12 protein-coding genes are annotated in these 19,139 nt (G+C 53.5%); 6 read left to right on the forward strand and 6 right to left on the reverse strand.

Annotated elements, in window-relative coordinates; all coding sequences use genetic code 11:
- Positions 1 to 30: 30 nt before the first annotated feature.
- The 3 genes from AAC086_RS06190 to AAC086_RS06200 form a co-directional block, all read right to left on the reverse strand.
- Entirely contained in the window at positions 31 to 10,059 is a 10,029-nt protein-coding gene (locus tag AAC086_RS06190; RefSeq protein ID WP_339776593.1) for a DUF4347 domain-containing protein, read from the reverse strand.
- 199 nt (positions 10,060 to 10,258) lie between these two features.
- On the reverse strand, positions 10,259 to 11,137 hold the full coding sequence (locus AAC086_RS06195; RefSeq protein ID WP_339776596.1) for a sulfotransferase: 879 nt from the start codon (positions 11,135 to 11,137) through the stop codon (positions 10,259 to 10,261).
- Between the two features lie 311 nt (positions 11,138 to 11,448).
- Complete coding sequence (locus tag AAC086_RS06200; RefSeq protein WP_339776597.1) at positions 11,449 to 11,661, reverse strand: hypothetical protein; 213 nt, start codon at positions 11,659 to 11,661, stop codon at positions 11,449 to 11,451.
- Positions 11,662 to 11,822: 161 nt separating this feature from the next.
- Here AAC086_RS06200 and AAC086_RS06205 point away from each other — a divergent pair, with 161 nt between their 5' ends.
- From AAC086_RS06205 to AAC086_RS06215, 3 genes are read left to right on the forward strand one after another with little or no spacing between them, the layout of a single operon-like run.
- Positions 11,823 to 12,734, forward strand: coding sequence for a hypothetical protein (locus AAC086_RS06205; RefSeq protein WP_339776599.1), 912 nt, complete (start codon positions 11,823 to 11,825; stop codon positions 12,732 to 12,734).
- Between the two features lie 48 nt (positions 12,735 to 12,782).
- Entirely contained in the window at positions 12,783 to 13,460 is a 678-nt protein-coding gene (locus AAC086_RS06210) for a tail fiber protein (protein WP_339776601.1), read from the forward strand.
- A gap of 54 nt (positions 13,461 to 13,514) precedes the next feature.
- Complete coding sequence (locus AAC086_RS06215) at positions 13,515 to 14,237, forward strand: tail fiber protein (RefSeq protein ID WP_339776603.1); 723 nt, start codon at positions 13,515 to 13,517, stop codon at positions 14,235 to 14,237.
- Between the two features lie 163 nt (positions 14,238 to 14,400).
- On the opposite strand, the gene AAC086_RS06220 is transcribed toward AAC086_RS06215, so the two are convergent.
- On the reverse strand, positions 14,401 to 14,547 hold the full coding sequence (locus tag AAC086_RS06220) for a hypothetical protein (protein ID WP_339776605.1): 147 nt from the start codon (positions 14,545 to 14,547) through the stop codon (positions 14,401 to 14,403).
- Positions 14,548 to 15,069: 522 nt separating this feature from the next.
- Between AAC086_RS06220 and AAC086_RS06225 the strand changes: the two genes are divergently transcribed.
- From AAC086_RS06225 to AAC086_RS06235, 3 genes are read left to right on the forward strand one after another with little or no spacing between them, the layout of a single operon-like run.
- Positions 15,070 to 15,672: a tail fiber protein gene (locus AAC086_RS06225; RefSeq protein WP_339776608.1), complete on the forward strand. Its 603-nt coding sequence runs from the start codon at positions 15,070 to 15,072 to the stop codon at positions 15,670 to 15,672.
- Positions 15,673 to 15,723: 51 nt separating this feature from the next.
- The gene (locus tag AAC086_RS06230; protein WP_339776610.1) at positions 15,724 to 16,398 is read left to right on the forward strand and encodes a tail fiber protein; all 675 of its coding nucleotides are present in this window, start codon (positions 15,724 to 15,726) and stop codon (positions 16,396 to 16,398) included.
- A 58-nt stretch (positions 16,399 to 16,456) separates the two neighbouring features.
- Positions 16,457 to 17,176, forward strand: coding sequence for a tail fiber protein (locus tag AAC086_RS06235; protein ID WP_339776613.1), 720 nt, complete (start codon positions 16,457 to 16,459; stop codon positions 17,174 to 17,176).
- Between the two features lie 116 nt (positions 17,177 to 17,292).
- On the opposite strand, the gene mntR is transcribed toward AAC086_RS06235, so the two are convergent.
- Positions 17,293 to 17,736, reverse strand: a complete 444-nt coding sequence (gene mntR / locus AAC086_RS06240) for a manganese-binding transcriptional regulator MntR (protein WP_339776616.1) — start codon at positions 17,734 to 17,736, stop codon at positions 17,293 to 17,295.
- Between the two features lie 101 nt (positions 17,737 to 17,837).
- Positions 17,838 to 19,022 carry a siderophore-interacting protein gene (locus AAC086_RS06245; protein WP_339776619.1) on the reverse strand — a complete coding sequence of 395 codons (1,185 nt, stop codon included), beginning with the start codon at positions 19,020 to 19,022 and terminating at the stop codon, positions 17,838 to 17,840.
- Positions 19,023 to 19,139 lie beyond the last annotated feature (117 nt).

Here is a 19,139-nt window from a genome sequence, read left to right on the forward strand (position 1 = left end):
TCGTCATAATGTCGTTATCGTATCTGCCGCTCAGGCCGCAGCCCCATCAAAATATGCCAATGCCCTTGCCAACACGCTGGCCTGGCGGTCAACCGCACCGCCAGCCCCAACCAGTTGGTCGCCAAAATCAACGTTGGCCAGATCAACAGGTACGTCACCAAAGGGCGATACATCCGGCGACATCAGGTTGCCCTGTATATCGGCCGGAGCAGACGCAGGCACATCGCCTGTCCCCTCTTCACCCGCATTATCCGGCGTAGCATTCTGGCCCGATGCCCCCAACGGCACATCTGCCGGATTACCTCCTGCCTCCGAACCGGTTGGCCCGCCTTCTGCCGGTGGTAATCCGGGGGCAGCAGCGGAACCAACATTCCCGCTGTCATTCAAGTTTTCATTGCCGCCGCCATTATTCACATTCGGGCCGGCGCCGACGCCGACGCCACCTCCAACATCAAAGCCACCGCCCGACGTCCCGACGAAACCAGCACCGGCTGCGCCAAAGCCACCGGCACCGCCAGGACCACCAATGGATGCGCCCCCGCCAAAACCACCCGTGAACCCGGTACCGCCACCAAGACCACTGCCCGCGCCACCTCCGATGCCCCCGCCGGCAAGCAAGATGCCTCCCGTACCAGAAAGACTACCCGTCACAGATCTGCCGCCAAGGTTTGAGACCTCCAGACCGGCCAGAACCGGTGTCTGTGAATCAATCGGACTTAAACTGCCCTTTTGGCCGGTGACCACCTGCTTAATCTCACCGCCATTGCTGCCACTAAAATTATTAGCATTGCGAACAGGCGTTCCGTTATCTTCCTCGTCACCTGTTTCCGTTTGCGTCGGCGTGTCTGGCTCCTCGGGGGCCGTTTCTGGCACCGGAGGTGTCACAACAATCGGCCTCTGCTCAACGCGAATATTAAAATCGCTGCTAGCCGTCAAATGCGCCGAAGCATCTTCGGTCGCAACAATCCGCACCGCAAGATCACCGATAAAGCTTCCGGGAACCTCTCCGCTAAAGGTAACATTTGTGCCCGTGACACTATAACGAAGCCACGATGGCAGCGGTGATCCATCGGCCAATGTGGCAGTGAAGGCAAGGTTATCCCCGTCAACATCGCCAAAACCAGCCACCGATACCGTATGGGTCAACGGACCACCATTTTCCACACTCACACCGGGCAAGCTCCCGGGTGCCGTCGGCGCGTCATTGAGATCACTCACAACAATGCTGGCCGATGCCGAGCCGCTGGAAAACGCCGAAGTTCCCCCGGAGGTTGAGGTGTCAGCGGTATTTATAACCGAATTTGTCGAGGCCGTGCCACTGGTGGCATCCCATGCCTTAAACGACAATGTTGCCGTTTCGCCATTATCCCCATCGGGCACATAGCGTATCTGGCTCGATGAACTGAGCAAAACAGCCGCCGTACCCGACGCGGCACCCACATTGCTCCAATTCGTACCATCGGCTGAATATTGCCAGGTTCCGTTGCCCGTCAGGCCGGTAATGGCAATACCCGAAGAAGCCCCGCTATCGGCATCGGCATATCCGGCAGAGGTCAGAATGTCGCTGACCGCCTTGCCTGTCGATGTTGTATCTTCGTTCGTGCCGGTCAGGGTTACCGTGGCAGCATCGGTAATCGTCGGCGCATCATTGATCCCGCTGACCACAATACTGGCCGAGGCCGCATCGCTGGAAAAGGCAGAAGTGCCGCCCGAGGTCGATGTATCGGCGGTATTGACCGTTGTATTCGTTGATGCCGTGCCACTGGTGGTATCCCACGCCTTGAACGACAATGTTGCCGTTTCGCCATTATCACCATCAGGCACATAACGCACCTGACTGGACGCGCCGAGCAAAACAGCCGCGCCAGATGATGCCGAACTGATCGCCTTCCAGGTCGTGCCGTCGGTTGAATATTGCCATGTGCCATTGCCCGTCAGGCCGGTAATCGCAATACCAGACGATGCCCCGCTATCGACATCACCATAACCCGCAGAGGTCAACATCGCTGAAACAACGGTCCCCGACGAGGTTGTTACTTCATCCGTCCCGGTTAACGTAACCGTCGATCCACTGGTCACCGTCGGCGCGTCATTGAGATCACTCACAACAATGCTGGCCGATGCCGAGCCGCTGGAAAACGCCGAAGTTCCCCCGGAGGTTGAGGTGTCAGCGGTATTTATAACCGAATTTGTCGAGGCCGTGCCACTGGTGGCATCCCATGCCTTAAACGACAATGTTGCCGTTTCGCCATTATCCCCATCGGGCACATAGCGTATCTGGCTCGATGAACTGAGCAAAACAGCCGCCGTACCCGACGCGGCACCCACATTGCTCCAATTCGTACCATCGGCTGAATATTGCCAGGTTCCGTTGCCCGTCAGGCCGGTAATGGCAATACCCGAAGAAGCCCCGCTATCGGCATCGGCATATCCGGCAGAGGTCAGAATGTCGCTGACCGCCTTGCCTGTCGATGTTGTATCTTCGTTCGTGCCGGTCAGGGTTACCGTGGCAGCATCGGTAATCGTCGGCGCATCATTGATCCCGCTGACCACAATACTGGCCGAGGCCGCATCGCTGGAAAAGGCAGAAGTGCCGCCCGAGGTCGATGTATCGGCGGTATTGACCGTTGTATTCGTTGATGCCGTGCCACTGGTGGTATCCCACGCCTTGAACGACAATGTTGCCGTTTCGCCATTATCACCATCAGGCACATAACGCACCTGACTGGACGCGCCGAGCAAAACAGCCGCGCCAGATGATGCCGAACTGATCGCCTTCCAGGTCGTGCCGTCGGTTGAATATTGCCATGTGCCATTGCCCGTCAGGCCGGTAATCGCAATACCAGACGATGCCCCGCTATCGACATCACCATAACCCGCAGAGGTCAACATCGCTGAAACAACGGTCCCCGACGAGGTTGTTACTTCATCCGTCCCGGTTAACGTAACCGTCGATCCACTGGTCACCGTCGGCGCGTCATTGAGATCACTCACAACAATGCTGGCCGATGCCGAGCCGCTGGAAAACGCCGAAGTTCCCCCGGAGGTTGAGGTGTCAGCGGTATTTATAACCGAATTTGTCGAGGCCGTGCCACTGGTGGCATCCCATGCCTTAAACGACAATGTTGCCGTTTCGCCATTATCCCCATCGGGCACATAGCGTATCTGGCTCGATGAACTGAGCAAAACAGCCGCCGTACCCGACGCGGCACCCACATTGCTCCAATTCGTACCATCGGCTGAATATTGCCAGGTTCCGTTGCCCGTCAGGCCGGTAATGGCAATACCCGAAGAAGCCCCGCTATCGGCATCGGCATATCCGGCAGAGGTCAGAATGTCGCTGACCGCCTTGCCTGTCGATGTTGTATCTTCGTTCGTGCCGGTCAGGGTTACCGTGGCAGCATCGGTAATCGTCGGCGCATCATTGATCCCGCTGACCACAATACTGGCCGAGGCCGCATCGCTGGAAAAGGCAGAAGTGCCGCCCGAGGTCGATGTATCGGCGGTATTGACCGTTGTATTCGTTGATGCCGTGCCACTGGTGGTATCCCACGCCTTGAACGACAATGTTGCCGTTTCGCCATTATCACCATCAGGCACATAACGCACCTGACTGGACGCGCCGAGCAAAACAGCCGCGCCAGATGATGCCGAACTGATCGCCTTCCAGGTCGTGCCGTCGGTTGAATATTGCCATGTGCCATTGCCCGTCAGGCCGGTAATCGCAATACCAGACGATGCCCCGCTATCGACATCACCATAACCCGCAGAGGTCAACATCGCTGAAACAACGGTCCCCGACGAGGTTGTTACTTCATCCGTCCCGGTTAACGTAACCGTCGATCCACTGGTCACCGTCGGCGCGTCATTGACAGCGGTTACGGTAATGGATGCCGTATCCGTTGCGGTTGAAAAAGCGGTATCGGCACCTGTCGATGCAACCGAAACCTTGCTGCCAGCAGAACCGGAACCGGTCTGATCCCAGGCATGGTAGCTAATAGAGGCTGTGGTCGCGTTTTCACCATTGGGCACAAACCGGACCTTATCGGTTGATTTTAACAACAGCGCGCTGCTTGCCGACACCGTGCCGACATCAACCCAGTTCGAGCCGGAATCAACCGAATATTGCCATGTCCCGTTGCCACTGGCTAACCCGGAAATCGCAATGCCCGATACCGGGCTTGCATCGGCATCGGTGACACCGGTCAGAAAACTGCCCACCGTCTGACCGCTATTTGTCGTTGCATCTTCGGTAATGCCCGTCAAGGTCGGCGATGCCGGGGTTAGAACGGGTGCATCATTCACCCCGGTCACATTGACAGACATGCTGCCAAGGCTGACATCCCCCGATCCGGCACCATCATTCGCCGTAACACCAATGCTCGTAACACCCGTGCCTGTTGCGTTGGCAGCAGAGGTGTATTTGATCGCACCAGAGGTATCAAGATAGGTATTGATCGCCGATACCGTGCCCGTCAGCGTCAATGTGGCAGTCCCCGTACCACCAACCGTAACACCGGTTCCATCTGTTGCGGCCAGTGTTCCGGCCCCGGCCGTAAAGGTCACAGTAAGGGTCGCGCCATTATCAAGATCGGTAAATGTAATTGCCGAAAGGTCAAGGCCGCTGGCGCTGTCCTCGGTTACCGTCACTGTGGCGGGCACACCTGCAACCGTCGGCGCATCATTTACAGCGGTTACCGTTATAGACGCCGTATCCGTTGCGGTTGAAAAAGCGGTATCGGCACCCGTCGATGCAACAGAAACCTTGCTGCCAGCAGAACCGGAACCGGTCTGATCCCAGGCATGGTAGCTAATAGAGGCTGTGGTCGCGTTTTCACCATTGGGCACAAACCGGACCTTATCGGTTGATTTTAACAACAGCGCGCTGCTTGCCGACACCGTGCCGACATCAACCCAGTTCGAGCCGGAATCAACCGAATATTGCCATGTCCCGTTGCCACTGGCTAACCCGGAAATCGCAATGCCCGATACCGGGCTTGCATCGGCATCGGTGACACCGGTCAGAAAACTGCCCACCGTCTGACCGCTATTTGTCGTTGCATCTTCGGTAATGCCCGTCAAGGTCGGCGATGCCGGGGTTAGAACGGGTGCATCATTCACCCCGGTCACATTGACAGACATGCTGCCAAGGCTGACATCCCCCGATCCGGCACCATCATTCGCCGTAACACCAATGCTCGTAACACCCGTGCCTGTTGCGTTGGCAGCAGAGGTGTATTTGATCGCACCAGAGGTATCAAGATAGGTATTGATCGCCGATACCGTGCCCGTCAGCGTCAATGTGGCAGTCCCCGTACCACCAACCGTAACACCGGTTCCATCTGTTGCGGCCAGTGTTCCGGCCCCGGCCGTAAAGGTCACAGTAAGGGTCGCGCCATTATCAAGATCGGTAAATGTAATTGCCGAAAGGTCAAGGCCGCTGGCGCTGTCCTCGGTTACCGTCACTGTGGCGGGCACACCTGCAACCGTCGGCGCATCATTTACAGCGGTTACCGTTATAGACGCCGTATCCGTTGCGGTTGAAAAAGCGGTATCGGCACCCGTCGATGCAACAGAAACCTTGCTGCCAGCAGAACCGGAACCGGTCTGATCCCAGGCATGGTAGCTAATAGAGGCTGTGGTCGCGTTTTCACCATTGGGCACAAACCGGACCTTATCGGTTGATTTTAACAACAGCGCGCTGCTTGCCGACACCGTGCCGACATCAACCCAGTTCGAGCCGGAATCAACCGAATATTGCCATGTCCCGTTGCCACTGGCTAACCCGGAAATCGCAATGCCCGATACCGGGCTTGCATCGGCATCGGTGACACCGGTCAGAAAACTGCCCACCGTCTGACCGCTATTTGTCGTTGCATCTTCGGTAATGCCCGTCAAGGTCGGCGATGCCGGGGTTAGAACGGGTGCATCATTCACCCCGGTCACATTGACAGACATGCTGCCAAGGCTGACATCCCCCGATCCGGCACCATCATTCGCCGTAACACCAATGCTCGTAACACCCGTGCCTGTTGCGTTGGCAGCAGAGGTGTATTTGATCGCACCAGAGGTATCAAGATAGGTATTGATCGCCGATACCGTGCCCGTCAGCGTCAATGTGGCAGTCCCCGTACCACCAACCGTAACACCGGTTCCATCTGTTGCGGCCAGTGTTCCGGCCCCTGCACTAAAGGTCACGGTGATATTACCGCTGCTGTCAACATCGGTAAAGGTAATCGCCGACAGGTCAAGGCCGCTGGCACTGTCCTCGGTTACCGTCACTGTGGCGGGCACACCCGAAACCGTCGGCGCATCATTCACACCGGTGACATCAACCGACATATTGCCAAAATCGACATCACCTGATCCGGCACTGTCATTTGCTTTCACACCAATGGTGGTAACACCCGTTCCTGTCGCATCCGCAGCAGAGGTGTATTTAATGGCACCGACCGTATCTAGATAAGTATTGATGGCCGCAACCGTGCCCGTCAGGGTCAGCGCCGTACTGGTCCCGCCAACTGTAACACCGGTTCCATCCGTTGCAGCAAGCGTTCCGGCCCCGGCCGTGAAGGTCACGGTGAGGGTCGCGCCATTATCAAGATCGGTAAAGGTAATCGCCGAAAGGTCAAGGCCGCTGGCGCTGTCCTCGGTTACCGTCACTGTGGCGGGCACACCTGCAACCGTCGGCGCATCATTTACAGCGGTTACCGTTATAGACGCCGTATCCGTTGCGGTTGAAAAAGCGGTATCGGCACCCGTGGACGCAACCGAAACCTTGTCGCCCGCGCTATCCCCACCGGTCTGATCCCAGGCGTGATAGCTGATCGAGGCCGTGGTGCCATTTTCGCCATTGGGCACAAAGCGCACCTTGTCACTTGCTCGCAACAACAGGGCCTGATCTTGCGAAACATCGCCCACATCCGTCCAGCTTGTGCCGTCATTGAGCGAATATTGCCAGGTGCCAGTGCCACTGGTCAGGCCGTAAAGCGCGATCCCTTCCAGTGCCCCGGTATCAACATCCGCCACGGATGTGCCCAGAATGCTGGCAACCGTCTGGCCGCCATTCGTTGTCGCATCTTCGGTAATGCCGGTGAATGTCGGCGAGGCGGCGCTTAACACAGGCGCATCATTGACATCAGATGTGGCTGTAGTTATCTGCCCCGTAGCAGTAGAAAACGCCGATGTCCCACCCGATGGTACTGTATTTGCTGTATTTACCTTCTCATTTGTCGACGCACTTCCCGTCGTCTGGTCCCATCCTTTAACGAATAATGTTGGCACGCCACTATTATCACCATCTTCACCATTTTTACCATCCCCCACATACCGTACATAACTGGTGGATCCAAGCAAGACCGCAGCGTTACCCGAAGCAGATCCGATTGCTTTCCAGGTTTCGCCATCGGTTGAATATTGCCATTCCCCCATGCCGGTCGTGCCGGTAATGGCAATACCCGAAAGCGCACCGGAATCAGCGTCGCTGTAATTCAGTCCAGATGACCCCAAAAAACTTGAAACAGACCTCGCACCCGTTGCAGAATCTTCGTTGGCCCCAAATAGAGATACTGTTGTAGAACCGTCGATCACGGGTGCATCATTGGGGTCCTCGGCATCAATATTAATCGTGCCGACATCGGCATCTGTTGTGCCGTCGTTGGCTTTCACCGTTATTGTCGCAACATTGTCGCCCTGTGCACCTGATGCCGTGGTATATTTAATATTGCTGGCGGTATCGAGGTAACTGTTAATATCGGCGATGCTGCCCGTAAGGGTGATTACGGTCCCGCTCACCAAAGTGGCGGTCACGCCGCTACCAACCCCTGTACCACTGGCCGGGCTGGAAAATGTTCCGGCAGACAGGGTCAGGGTCACGGTCAGCGATGTGCTGTCAATATCGGCAAAAGTAATCGCCGACAGGTCAAGGTTGCTTTCGATATTGGTATAAACTGTTATATCGCTCGGAACACCCGACGCGGTTGAGGCGTCATCTACCGCAGTAATAGTCAGGTTAATGTCCCCAAGGGTAACAGTCGTACCGCCGCCCGTGCCACTATTGCCCCCGTCATTGAGGGTAACGGTAATCTTTTCGCCGGTGCCGTTGGTATTCGCGGCCCCCGTATAATAGATATTGGTCGGCTGGTTGATATATGCCTCGAGTTGAGCCAGCGTGCCAACAAGGGTAATCGTGCCTGTGCCATTCCCTGAAATACTGCTGGGCGTACCGCCAGCCAACGAGAACCTTCCCGAACTGGCCGTTAAAACCAGGGTGAGGTTACCCGACCCACTATCGACATCAACAAGGTTGATGGATCTCAGATCAAGCGGTGCCGACGTATCTTCGGTAAATGTCAAATTAATCGGGAAGCCGGTTTCATTTGAGTCGGTCGCACTTACCGATGTCGGGTCGTCATTCACAGCCGTTACCGAAACGTCTTTGGTTACCGTGTTGCTATCGTCCGTACCATCATTGACCGTAATGGAAATAGTGCGGGTCGCTTCGCCAGGGGCATCAGAGCTGTTGGCATAGGTTACAGAGCGGACGGCTGACTGCCATTCGGCGCTGGTTGCCGTACTTCCGGCAGAAGTCAGCGTCAGAACACCGGTGGAACTATCGTAGCTGCCGCTAATATTTCCGAACGATCCGCCGTTTGTGAAAGCAAGGACATCCTGTCCGCTTTCAAAATTACCGGTGATGGAAATGGTTGCACTGGCAAATGTCGAATTGTCGGAATCGGTAACCGTAAAATCACCATCAATGACCATTCCGGTACCGTTTTCGGTATAGGATGTTGTCCCGCCAGACGCGGTCGCGACGGGGGCCGCATTTGACGAGCCTGCCTGAACATTGCTGATCACAATGTCATCCAAGCTTATAGAAAATGTTCCGTCGCCTGCAGAAGACGTAATGGTGAGTTTGTTTATTCCGGTAAAATCCGAAAAATCAATAGTATCATAACTACCATCACCGTCCACATTCACCGTAATTTCTTTTCCCGTATCGGATGTGAACGTAAATGACTGAGCCCCGTCACCAAGCAAGTTAAAAGCTGTAAGTGACGTAATATCAAATGCCTGATTCTCTGACAGGCTGATTGTGATTTCGGTATCAGAACCAGTACTGCCATCATGCGGCATATACGTATAACCGTACACCGTTTGTTCGAAGGTAGTCAAACTTACATCCACGGTCTTGCCAGCGACAACAAGCGTAGTACCGTCAATTGTTTGTTTAACGGCTCCATCATCGGTCCCTTCCCCCGAAACAGAATCGGGAGAGAAATCAAAAGTAATCCCGGTCGCAAGAATCCCTGAAAAATCGTTCATCGCGCGGGAGGATAATGGCACCTGGGCCTCGATATCGCCGGTGGCAATTTCAAGATCCCAGTCGCCGCCCTGGTCACTGGCGCCGGTCAAATCATCCGATGCGGCAATATCGGCACCGGTTACGGTGGCCAGGGCATCAATAAAGGCCTGGCCATCGCCGCCCTCGCCCACCTGGCAGCCATATAACAGAATATCACCCTGATCAGACAGGGCCTGGCCGATTGATGCCAGCGCATCGTTATAGGTCGCCAGCGTATCGGCATTTAACACATCGGTGCCAAGCAGGATGGTACCCTTATCCCCATGCGAGAGAATATGAAGGGCATCAATTCCGGTTTTGCCATCCAGTGCAGCAACAAGCTGGGCGATCCCGCTCTGTGAACCATCGATCAGGATTGTTTCCGTGCCCGGCGCCAGATCGCTGATCAGGTCCTGCCAGCCGGAAACCGAGGTATCGACAACCATCACTTCCTTGCGCCCGGCGGGTTCTGTGCTGCCTGCGGCAGGGGCATCGGCAGGGCTGGTGTCTGTCTGGCTGGAATCGCTATGATTTTCGGTGCTGTCTTGCGCATGCGCGGCTTCGGCCTGGGCTTGCGCGTCACTGGCGGCATCGGCACCGGTTGCGGCACCGGCGGCATCAAACATAAAGCGGGGTTCAAGCGCGATCGGCGTGATGGAAGAAAAACCTTCCCCCGCATGGCTTTTTTTTGCCGGCTGCGTCGTGACATTCATGGCAAAAACCCCTTTGCTACAGCAGCGTCTATATACTTCCCGATAGTATACCTATAACGACATTAACAAAAAATAACACCAAAATAACAAACAATTCAAACACAAGTTGCACCTTTGCGCACAATGGATTTCGCAAAGAATAAATAACAACAATGACTTAGATAGAAACAACCACAGGAAATGTCTGAATTTGTCAGAATTATGATTTCAGGTGCGCCAATTTGTTTGCCAGCGCCGCGGTATCCAGCTTTGTCGCTTTGGCAACAATCACATGTGCCGCACTGCCGCTGCTGTCGCGCCAAAAGTCCATATCCTCGAACTTTTTAAAAAGATCCGGCGGCAAAATTGTTTTTCGGGTCTCGAACGACACCTTGGGGCGCACCTTGTGCAGCCCGGCAACCCCAAGTGCGTCGTCAAACTTTGGCGCATCATATTCGACATTGTCAAAATCATGCCCGTCATACCAGGGCTCGTCGATGAACTGATAAATCAGCCGCAGGGCTTTTTCCGGTGATTTGGCCAGAATTTCATAATCCACAACCAGAAGATTTCCCGCTTGCTCGCCATAAAATGCTTCTTTCAGCGCCGTCCAGGGATAGCCGACCAGCCGGTTATGACGGGCAAGACTATCGGTTCGGCTGTAAACCGATCCTCGCTCGTCATCACCACCAAAAAGCCGGGTATTTTCATAGGGATTGCGGCGAAACAGCCGTTCAAGACTGTCGAGTATCCACGGCAGGTCCCGCACGCAGGCAATGGTTTTGGCGCTTGGGAAAAGATCGGCAATCAGGGGCATTTTTGCGCACCACGACCGGTTGGTATCAAAAAACACCTCGCGATCGGTGGTGGTGCGGCAAAAAGCATCGGCAACGGCGCGCAAAATTTCCGGGCGCTGGCGGGGTTCCATTAACAGGGATGCTTCGTTCCCCGCGCTCATGACATTCAGATTGGCGGCCACTAACGGCGCCAGGGCACTTGACATTGCCGCGTGGAAACGCGGGTTCTGGCGCAGCAGGGCCGCAAGCAGCGTGGAACCGGAGCGGGGCAAACCCGAAATAAAATGCAATTTCTGGGGCAATATAAAACACCTGGATTTACGACATCAGACGAACAGCACAATCATTCGGAAAACTTTCCTCAAGGCTATTTATAAAACATGAACAACTTTAAAATCCCAATGGTCATTTTAAATCCTACAAATCTTAACCATAAAAATAAACATAAAATATTGCATTGGAATTTTAAATTCAGGATGTCAAGAACAAACTGAAATGACCGGTTTATGAAACAAGCGAATTGACCGCTTCTGTTGTTGTCCCTTGTGGACAAGGTGGAGGGCGCGTAGCGCCCGGAGGCTTGTCCACAAGGGTTGGCGCGCGTCGAGGCGGGTCACGCGGCCATTTTCTTTGCCTTGTCGGCATCGATCAGGCTTCCGTCACTGGTGTAAAGGGCCAGTCGGCGGGGGCCGTGAAAGATCGCAAGATGTCCGTTGGGATATTCATACACCCGGACGCTGGCCTTGACGTAATGATAGCGGTGCCGGTTTTGGGGGATCTGCAGGATGCGCTTCTTGTAACGCACTGTGTTGTCGCCCGCGACCACACGCTCTTCCTGAACGCAAAGTGTGTCTTCCAGCGCTTGTTAGTGACATTCAGGATTGACTAAATTAAAAAAATACACACCATCATGCAAATATTATGTCCGAAATTTTTCGCAGCCATATTTCGTATGGAAGCAATAGCATCGCACCGGGGGGGGAACAAATGCGATTTACCATTTTTGGTGGCATCATTGCAGGGACAGCGGCGATAACCACCCTGACATATCAGCCAGGTCCGGCCAGGGCCTGCAACCCGAACGGCTATGTTGGCAGCATTTGCTGGACCGCCATCCCCTATTGTCCCGAGGGATATCTGCCCGCTGATGGCAGTTGGCTTTTCGATCACAGGAAGCCGACTAATGACAATATTCGCAAACTGGAACTTCTGATCGGCCACGCATATGGTACGAAAATCGGAACATATGAGACACGAAAGTACAAAGATGTTCCCAAAGATTGGGAACGAATAGAACATGAGTGGAACATCAAGTGGTATAAAGATAAATACGGCAATGAGCACAATGAACTAGAGCTTATCATTTCGACAATTCATGAATATGAAATTTATTCCATACCCGATTTACGAGGACACGAACCCGTTGGCACCGGAACCGGATGGGGACTTACACCAATATCCGCCGGTCCGATAAACAGTAATTCAGGCAAGGGATTTACGTTAAGAACAACAACGCTTCCCGAGCACGATCATGGCGTCAAATTTGAATCTCCGGTTGATATCGCAGTGAGCGAAAACCAAGCTACGGAAAGAGTCCCGACGGGCAACGTATTTGCCAAGCTGGAAAATCCAGATTACGAGATTTATACCTACCCGGCAAATGGGCACATGGCTTCAGATTTTATAATCGCAAATATTATCGGGGAAGAAACAACAACTTATTCCTCGGGAAGTGATGAAGCCACTTCCTCAAAGCGTTACCTACCCAGCTCAGAGCCCGTTCACATCGTTCCTCCGCAACTTGGGATGCTTGCCTGCATTAATGTTGGGGGTAACTTCCCGCCCATACCCGCGACTGAAGACAAAAAGCCGACCCCTCAGGGGGGAACCACACCGTGAAACATTTCACCAAAATTGTCTTTTTAGGTCTTATGCAGGATGAATTCAATGATCCATTTCAAGAAAATGATTTTTGCAGCCGCAGTTACAGCCTGCCCGTTTCTGCTTGCCATGCCATATCAGGCACGTGCTTCTTGCTCCCCTGATCCCTATCTTGGCGGCATATGCTGGATGGCGGCGGATTATTGCCCGACAGAATATATGATCGCAGATGGAAGAACATTACCATCCGATGAATTTGAGCTTCTTTCTATTCTTCTTGGAAATACCTATGGCAGCGCACCAGAAGGGCAATTCAGGATTCCCGATCTTCGGGGGCGCAGTGTCACAGGATCTTCAGATCACTCCCCCCTTTCCGTAAGACAGGGAGAAGCAAGAGGGAGCAATACAATCACCCTATCGCAAGATCAAATACCCCGACACGGCCATGAGATTGACCCAAAAAAATTTCATTTATCCGGCACCGTGGCTGCCAGTACGTATGGTTCTGCATACAGCGACAGCCCGATAAATCATTATCCTGGCATCGCGTCAAAACCTGCGCTCCAGGCATACTCTGATCAATCCCCAAATACGAGGATGAAGGAGGATATGGTCACCGGCGATTTAACCGGATTTGAAGGTGTAACAGAAAAAACAGGCTCTGGAACCCCCATAAACATCCTCTCCCCCCGCATTGCCCTGACCACCTGTATTGCCTTTAAGGGGATATTCCCAGAACGTTAACAAGCACATTTGCTTCATGTTGCAAATAGACGCTGACTGACAGGAAAATTAAAAATGATAGTGCCTCTCAAACGGACGGGCGGGGCAGGATGCCTATCTGCTCTTGTAATATTCATGTTGGCCTTTGCAAGCCTTCAGAATGGCGCAAAGGCTTCGGATTGCAGCGAAGACGGATATCTCGGCACTGTCTGCTGGACTGCGGCGACCTTTTGTCCAAGAGATTATTATCCCGCAAATGGTACTTTGCTGTTCCTTAATAATAACCAAAGATTATATACCTTAATTGGCAATCGCTTTGGTGGCGACGGGATTACGACTTTTGCCTTACCTGACTTGCGGGGGCGTAGCATTGTTGGAACTGGCGAAAGACCGGGCGACACCAACCCGAATTACATAGGCCAAACATACGGCAAAGAAAGTGTAATGCTGAAGACGGAGAACCTACCCTCCCATTCCCATAAGTTCTCGCTCGAAACGGCCAAAATCACAGGAACATTACTGGCAACAACGAAAGAGGGCAATTCTGTCTCGCCAGAGAACCGCATTCCCGCAGCAAGGCCATTAAATGGTCTTAATGTAAAAAAAACGCCCATTTACAGCAAATCACCAAATGGCAGTTTCGCGGCACACATTGGTACCGTTCGCAGCGACCCTGAAATAAACCGTACAGAGAAAGCCGGTCAACAGTCCCAGGCTCCTATGCCCCTGCGTGTCGATCAGGTCGGCCTTATGGCTTGCATCAACATAAATGGGCTGAACTATCCGCGCCGCGAGTAATTTGTAAAACCGGCTTACCCCCCATCTAAAAGAATACATATTTGGCAGGTCCTTTTCTGTTGGGGACCTGCCCGGCAGATCAAGGCTGCATTGGTTTGTACATTCGCCCGGATTGACATTCGCTCTTCTGTTGCCTGACAAATTTGCGGAGAACCCTCTGGCTTTAGGCACGATCACGATACCTGGCCGTTCCGAGCACAGGTCCGGCAACCCGGGCATCCAGACCTTTCAAGATCAGAAAATCGGAAACGATTTTGCCACATTCATAACATTTACCGGCCAGTACCCGACCCGCTTGGTCAGGAAACACAATCGTCCCCTGTCAGTCTTGTGATGATCTTAATCACCGTCGCCAAGGTCACATAAAACACGCGGCCAGCGGCATCATATGCCCCGACCTGACCGATCAAATCGGCAATTATTTCCATATAATTTTCGGGGCCCCAACGCGCACGAGCACCGTTCTGCCTGGCACAGGTTTCTGCATAACCATTCCTGCTGGCTGCATCGCGGCCTTTAGCACGGCCACTTTGCCATGAGCACCCGCAGCTTCCCGCTCACAGAACAATACCGCAAAAAATTTCACACCTCCCCCTTTTAACACGTCAATAGAACAAGCCCCCGGCAAAAGCACAATGCCTTTTGGCACGAACGAGAAAAGCAACCTTAAGCAGATAAGTTGTCCAAGTTTAAAATTCTGCTTTGCGTCAAAATTCTAGCGTGAAAATCAATATGACACAGGAGAAGGGAACAAATGCGACTTAACATTTTTGGCTGTATCGTTGCGGGGACAGCGGCGATAACAGCCCTGACATTGCGATCTGCCCCGGCCATGGCATGTAATGCCGATGGCTATATTGGCAGCATTTGCTGGACCGCCATCTCTTATTGTCCCTACGGATATTTTCTTGCCGATGGAACAAGTGTTTCCATAAACCAATATCCGGCCCTGCACGCTGTGATCTTAAATACATATGGCGCTGATTATCGCCGTGGTACGTTTAATCTGCCCGACATGAGAGGGCGCGAACCCGTCGGCACCGGGACAGAACCGGGTCTGACGCAGATGATGGCCGGACACCCTGTTGGTGCGTCAGAAACATACATATATCCAGATCAGCTTCCTGCGCATGACCACGGCGTCGCCATTACGGTCGCCTCAGGTGTTGATGTTAAAGTTCAGGCAGGTGCAGGCAGCGAAAGAACCCCGGCAGGAAATGTTCTTGCGGCACCGCAAGCATCCACTACCTCACTGTATTCCAACACGGCAGATGGTGAAATGGCACCAGGCGTTGTAACCGCAAACATTGCCGGACAAACGGTTACAAGCAGCGCAACCCCAACTGGTGCTAAGACAGAGATTTCGATCGTTGGTCCGCAACTTGGGATGCTTGCCTGCATTAATTACGCTGGCCTATATCCAACCAAAGATTAACCGGCATCCCAGACCCGATCCTGTTTTGATGTTTCGTCCAGGAAAAAACCAATGACCCATTTCAAGAAAATTGTTCTGGCTGCTGTTGTTGCAGCCTCGTCGTCGCTGCTTGTCGCGCCAAAGCAGGCAAGTGCCAGTTGCTCAACCGAGCCCATGATCGGCGGGATATGCTGGATGGCCACCGACTATTGCCCCGAAAATTATGCGAAGGCAGACGGGCAAGCGTTACCAAGAGCAAACAACCAGGCGCTTTATGCTCTTCTTCAAACGACATATGGCGGTACAGATGAGTTCTTTAAGCTTCCCGACCTTCGGGGGCGAAGTGTCGTCGCCATAAATTATTACTGGGGAGGCCAGATAAACCGAGGTAACAAGCGTGGTGCCGCCACCACGACCATGACGATGCAAAATATGCTCCCCCACACACATTCGATTGACCCATCCAAATTCGAATTATCGGGCACGCTTAAGGCCAACATATCGGGTGCCACGTCCAACAGCCCGGCTGACGGCTACCCTGGTGTCGCTTCGGTCGGTGCGACACAGGCCTACTCTGACAACAGCCCAACTGTGAATATGAAGAACAGTATTGTAACCGGCAATTTAACAGGGAAATCGGGTGTGACAACAGCAACAGGCGCGGCCACCCCGATCAATATTACGGCTCCCCGTCTTGGCCTGACCGCCTGTATCGCGATCAAGGGCAACTTTCCTCCAAGAGGATAGTTGGTGCGAGGATTTGTTCAATGCTGCACAGAAAAGCTGGCTGGCAAGGAAATCAAAAATGAAAATATCCCTTAAACAAATTGGTCGGGCAGGATGCTTATCTGCTCTTACGGTATTTACGCTGGCTGTTGCGAGCGTTCCCAATGACGCCAAGGCATCAGAATGTTCACAAGATGGCTATATCGGCTCTGTCTGCTGGACCGCGGCGACTTATTGCCCGCCAAATTTTGCGCGTGCAAACGGCCTTGTGCTTGAGATTATTTCAAATCAAGCTTTGTACTCCTTAATTGGTACCCGATTTGGCGGCAACGGGGTATCAACTTTTGCCCTGCCTAATGTGCAAGGACGCACGATTGCCGGAGCGGGACAGGGAGAAAACATTCCTCCGGTTGCCTCAGGCCAATCCTACGGCAAAGAAACAGTAACTCTTACAGCCGCCAATCTACCCGCCCATACCCATAACTGGACCCTTGGTCCGGGCCAAATCACCGGCACCTTAAAAGGGACCGCCACAGAAGGCAATTCGACGTCCCCCGATAATCGTGTCCCCGCAGCAAGACCGTCAACCGGCCCAAATCCGAAAAAAATGCCCCTTTACGGCACATCGACGAATGCGAGCCTGAACAGTGGTGCCGCCACCGTTTCCACCAATCCTGCGACAAGCAGAACAGAGAAAACCGGACAAACAAGCCCGAAAGCAATCCCTATACGCCCTCCTCAGCAGCCCCTTCTGGCTTGCATTATGACAATAGGTGTGTTTCCGGTTCCTCCAAAATAACCCGTAAAATCGGCGAAATGTAAACAACCCCAAAAAGGAATGCCCATATGGCGGGTTCCTTTTTGGGGATCTGCATCGCAGGATCAGGGATGTATATGTTTGTATAGCATCCTGTATCAGCTCTTGTGCTTCCATTCCCGGGTAAATTTGCGAAAAACGTCCAGGGTTTCAGCACTCACATGATGTTCGATGCCTTCGGCATCAAATTCGGCGATCTGAACATCCAGGCCCAGGGCGATCAGGAAGTCATACACAATTTTATGCCGTTCCCGGCATTTGTCGGCCAGAGTCTGCCCTGCATCGGTCAGAAAGATCGAGCGGTAAGGACGGCTTGAGACAAAACCGTCCCGCTCAAGCCGTTTGATTGTATTATTGACCGTGGCTGGTGTCACACCAAAGCGCGCCGCAAGCGAAACCGCCCGCGCCTCGCCCTCTTCGACAATCAGGTCGGCAATCATTTCCACGTAATCTTCCGTCACCTCGCGCGCATGGGCGTCGCGAAGGCGGGCAAAGGTTTCCGCGTGATTTTCCTTGGGGGGAAGCGCCGACCCGCCGGCCATTCCTGTCTCCTGCTTTTGCGTAATTATTTGTCATACCAATTTCAAACGCAAAAATCAATTTAGCATCGGCTAACTTTCAGCCATCCCCAAAACCGTCGCCCTTAATGCCGATCAGCCCGCCAGAACGTCATCACAAGGCATTGCTCGCGCGCGAGCTTCAACTCCTTGCGAAAATGCGTATGCAACTGGCGATAAACTTTCTGTTCGGTCGCGGTCCAGCAAAAAACACGTTTCTGGTCCGTGGGGACTTCAATGTCACAAATTGCGGCGGTGAATGGCGATATATCGCTGTCATGCTGCGCTTTGCGCGCATGCCCGGCTTTTATCGCACCAGGGTTAGCCCCCTGCGATAATCTTTGGTCACTCGCATCGGATACCGCCAATCCGGTTGCCAATTCGGGCCGACTGCCATCGCGAAACACCCAGTTCAGATCAAACCCCGGATGATGCGGGACATCAAGTTTGGCGATCGGGCTGGAAACCTCGAAAATAACATGGCCGGTTTTGTTTGCGGGCAATTCTTCCAGATACCGGGAAATTGCCGGAATACCGGTTTCATCGGCAGCAAACAAATACCAGTCTGCCGGTGGCAAATCGCTGCCAATTGGCCCGGTCACACCCACAAGCTGGCCTGGCATTGCATGATTGGCAAAGCGCGATCCCGGTCCGTTATCTCCGTGGACCACAAAATCAATATCCATCCAGCCTTCATCGGCATTGATCCGACGAATCGTATAAACACGGGGTTCAACTTTATCCGCGCCCTGGGGCCATACCGGCAGGCTGTTTTCCCCCATCGTCGGCCATTCAGGGTTCGCCACACCGTGCGGCGCAATGATCAGGCGCACATGTATTGCCGCCCCCAGATAGGGGGTTAAATCATCGCCATGTAACCGAAGACGGCGCATGTCTGGCCCCAAATCGCGAATAGCCCCCACCGTTAATTCACGAAAATTGGGCAGTTTCCCGCCTTTTGCACCGGGTTGCCCTGCCCCGTGCCAGCGGCAATCAAGGTCGGCCCCGGGCACAAGTTGGTCCACCATTGTGATGACGCCGGTTTTAAGCTGGGTAATTGCCGTGTCATTCGCCGCCGTAACCTCGATGCCAAGGGTGTGATCACGGGCACCAACCCGCACCGTCCCGATTGATATTGAAATAACGTGGTCATCCCCCGCCATCGCAACACTGCAATCATTGTCGCGGTAAAAAGTCGCCAAAGCCTGCACTGCCGCCTTTGGGTCTGGCACGGTTACCTGTGTATGCGCCCGAACGATTTTAGAAGTCATAATGTCAAAGCCCGTAATGCGTGCAAAACAGAAACAAATTACCAGATCTGATATTACAAATGAAAATCATTCTCAATTTTTTATTACAGATAACCGTGATATTCTTTTTTTTGAATG

This window comes from uncultured Thalassospira sp. (assembly GCF_963976115.1).
GTDB lineage: Bacteria > Pseudomonadota > Alphaproteobacteria > Rhodospirillales > Thalassospiraceae > Thalassospira.

Excerpts from the sequence above, each read along its gene's own strand:
- AAC086_RS06190 (WP_339776593.1), bottom strand. The coding sequence starts at position 10,059 with ATGAATGTCACGACGCAGCCGGCAAAAAAAAGCCATGCGGGGGAAGGT.
- AAC086_RS06205 (WP_339776599.1), top strand. The coding sequence starts at position 11,823 with ATGCGATTTACCATTTTTGGTGGCATCATTGCAGGGACAGCGGCGATA.
- AAC086_RS06210 (WP_339776601.1), top strand. The coding sequence starts at position 12,783 with ATGATCCATTTCAAGAAAATGATTTTTGCAGCCGCAGTTACAGCCTGC.
- AAC086_RS06215 (WP_339776603.1), top strand. The coding sequence starts at position 13,515 with ATGATAGTGCCTCTCAAACGGACGGGCGGGGCAGGATGCCTATCTGCT.
- AAC086_RS06225 (WP_339776608.1), top strand. The coding sequence starts at position 15,070 with ATGGCATGTAATGCCGATGGCTATATTGGCAGCATTTGCTGGACCGCC.
- AAC086_RS06230 (WP_339776610.1), top strand. The coding sequence starts at position 15,724 with ATGACCCATTTCAAGAAAATTGTTCTGGCTGCTGTTGTTGCAGCCTCG.
- AAC086_RS06235 (WP_339776613.1), top strand. The coding sequence starts at position 16,457 with ATGAAAATATCCCTTAAACAAATTGGTCGGGCAGGATGCTTATCTGCT.
- mntR (WP_339776616.1), bottom strand. The coding sequence starts at position 17,736 with ATGGCCGGCGGGTCGGCGCTTCCCCCCAAGGAAAATCACGCGGAAACC.
- AAC086_RS06245 (WP_339776619.1), bottom strand. The coding sequence starts at position 19,022 with ATGACTTCTAAAATCGTTCGGGCGCATACACAGGTAACCGTGCCAGAC.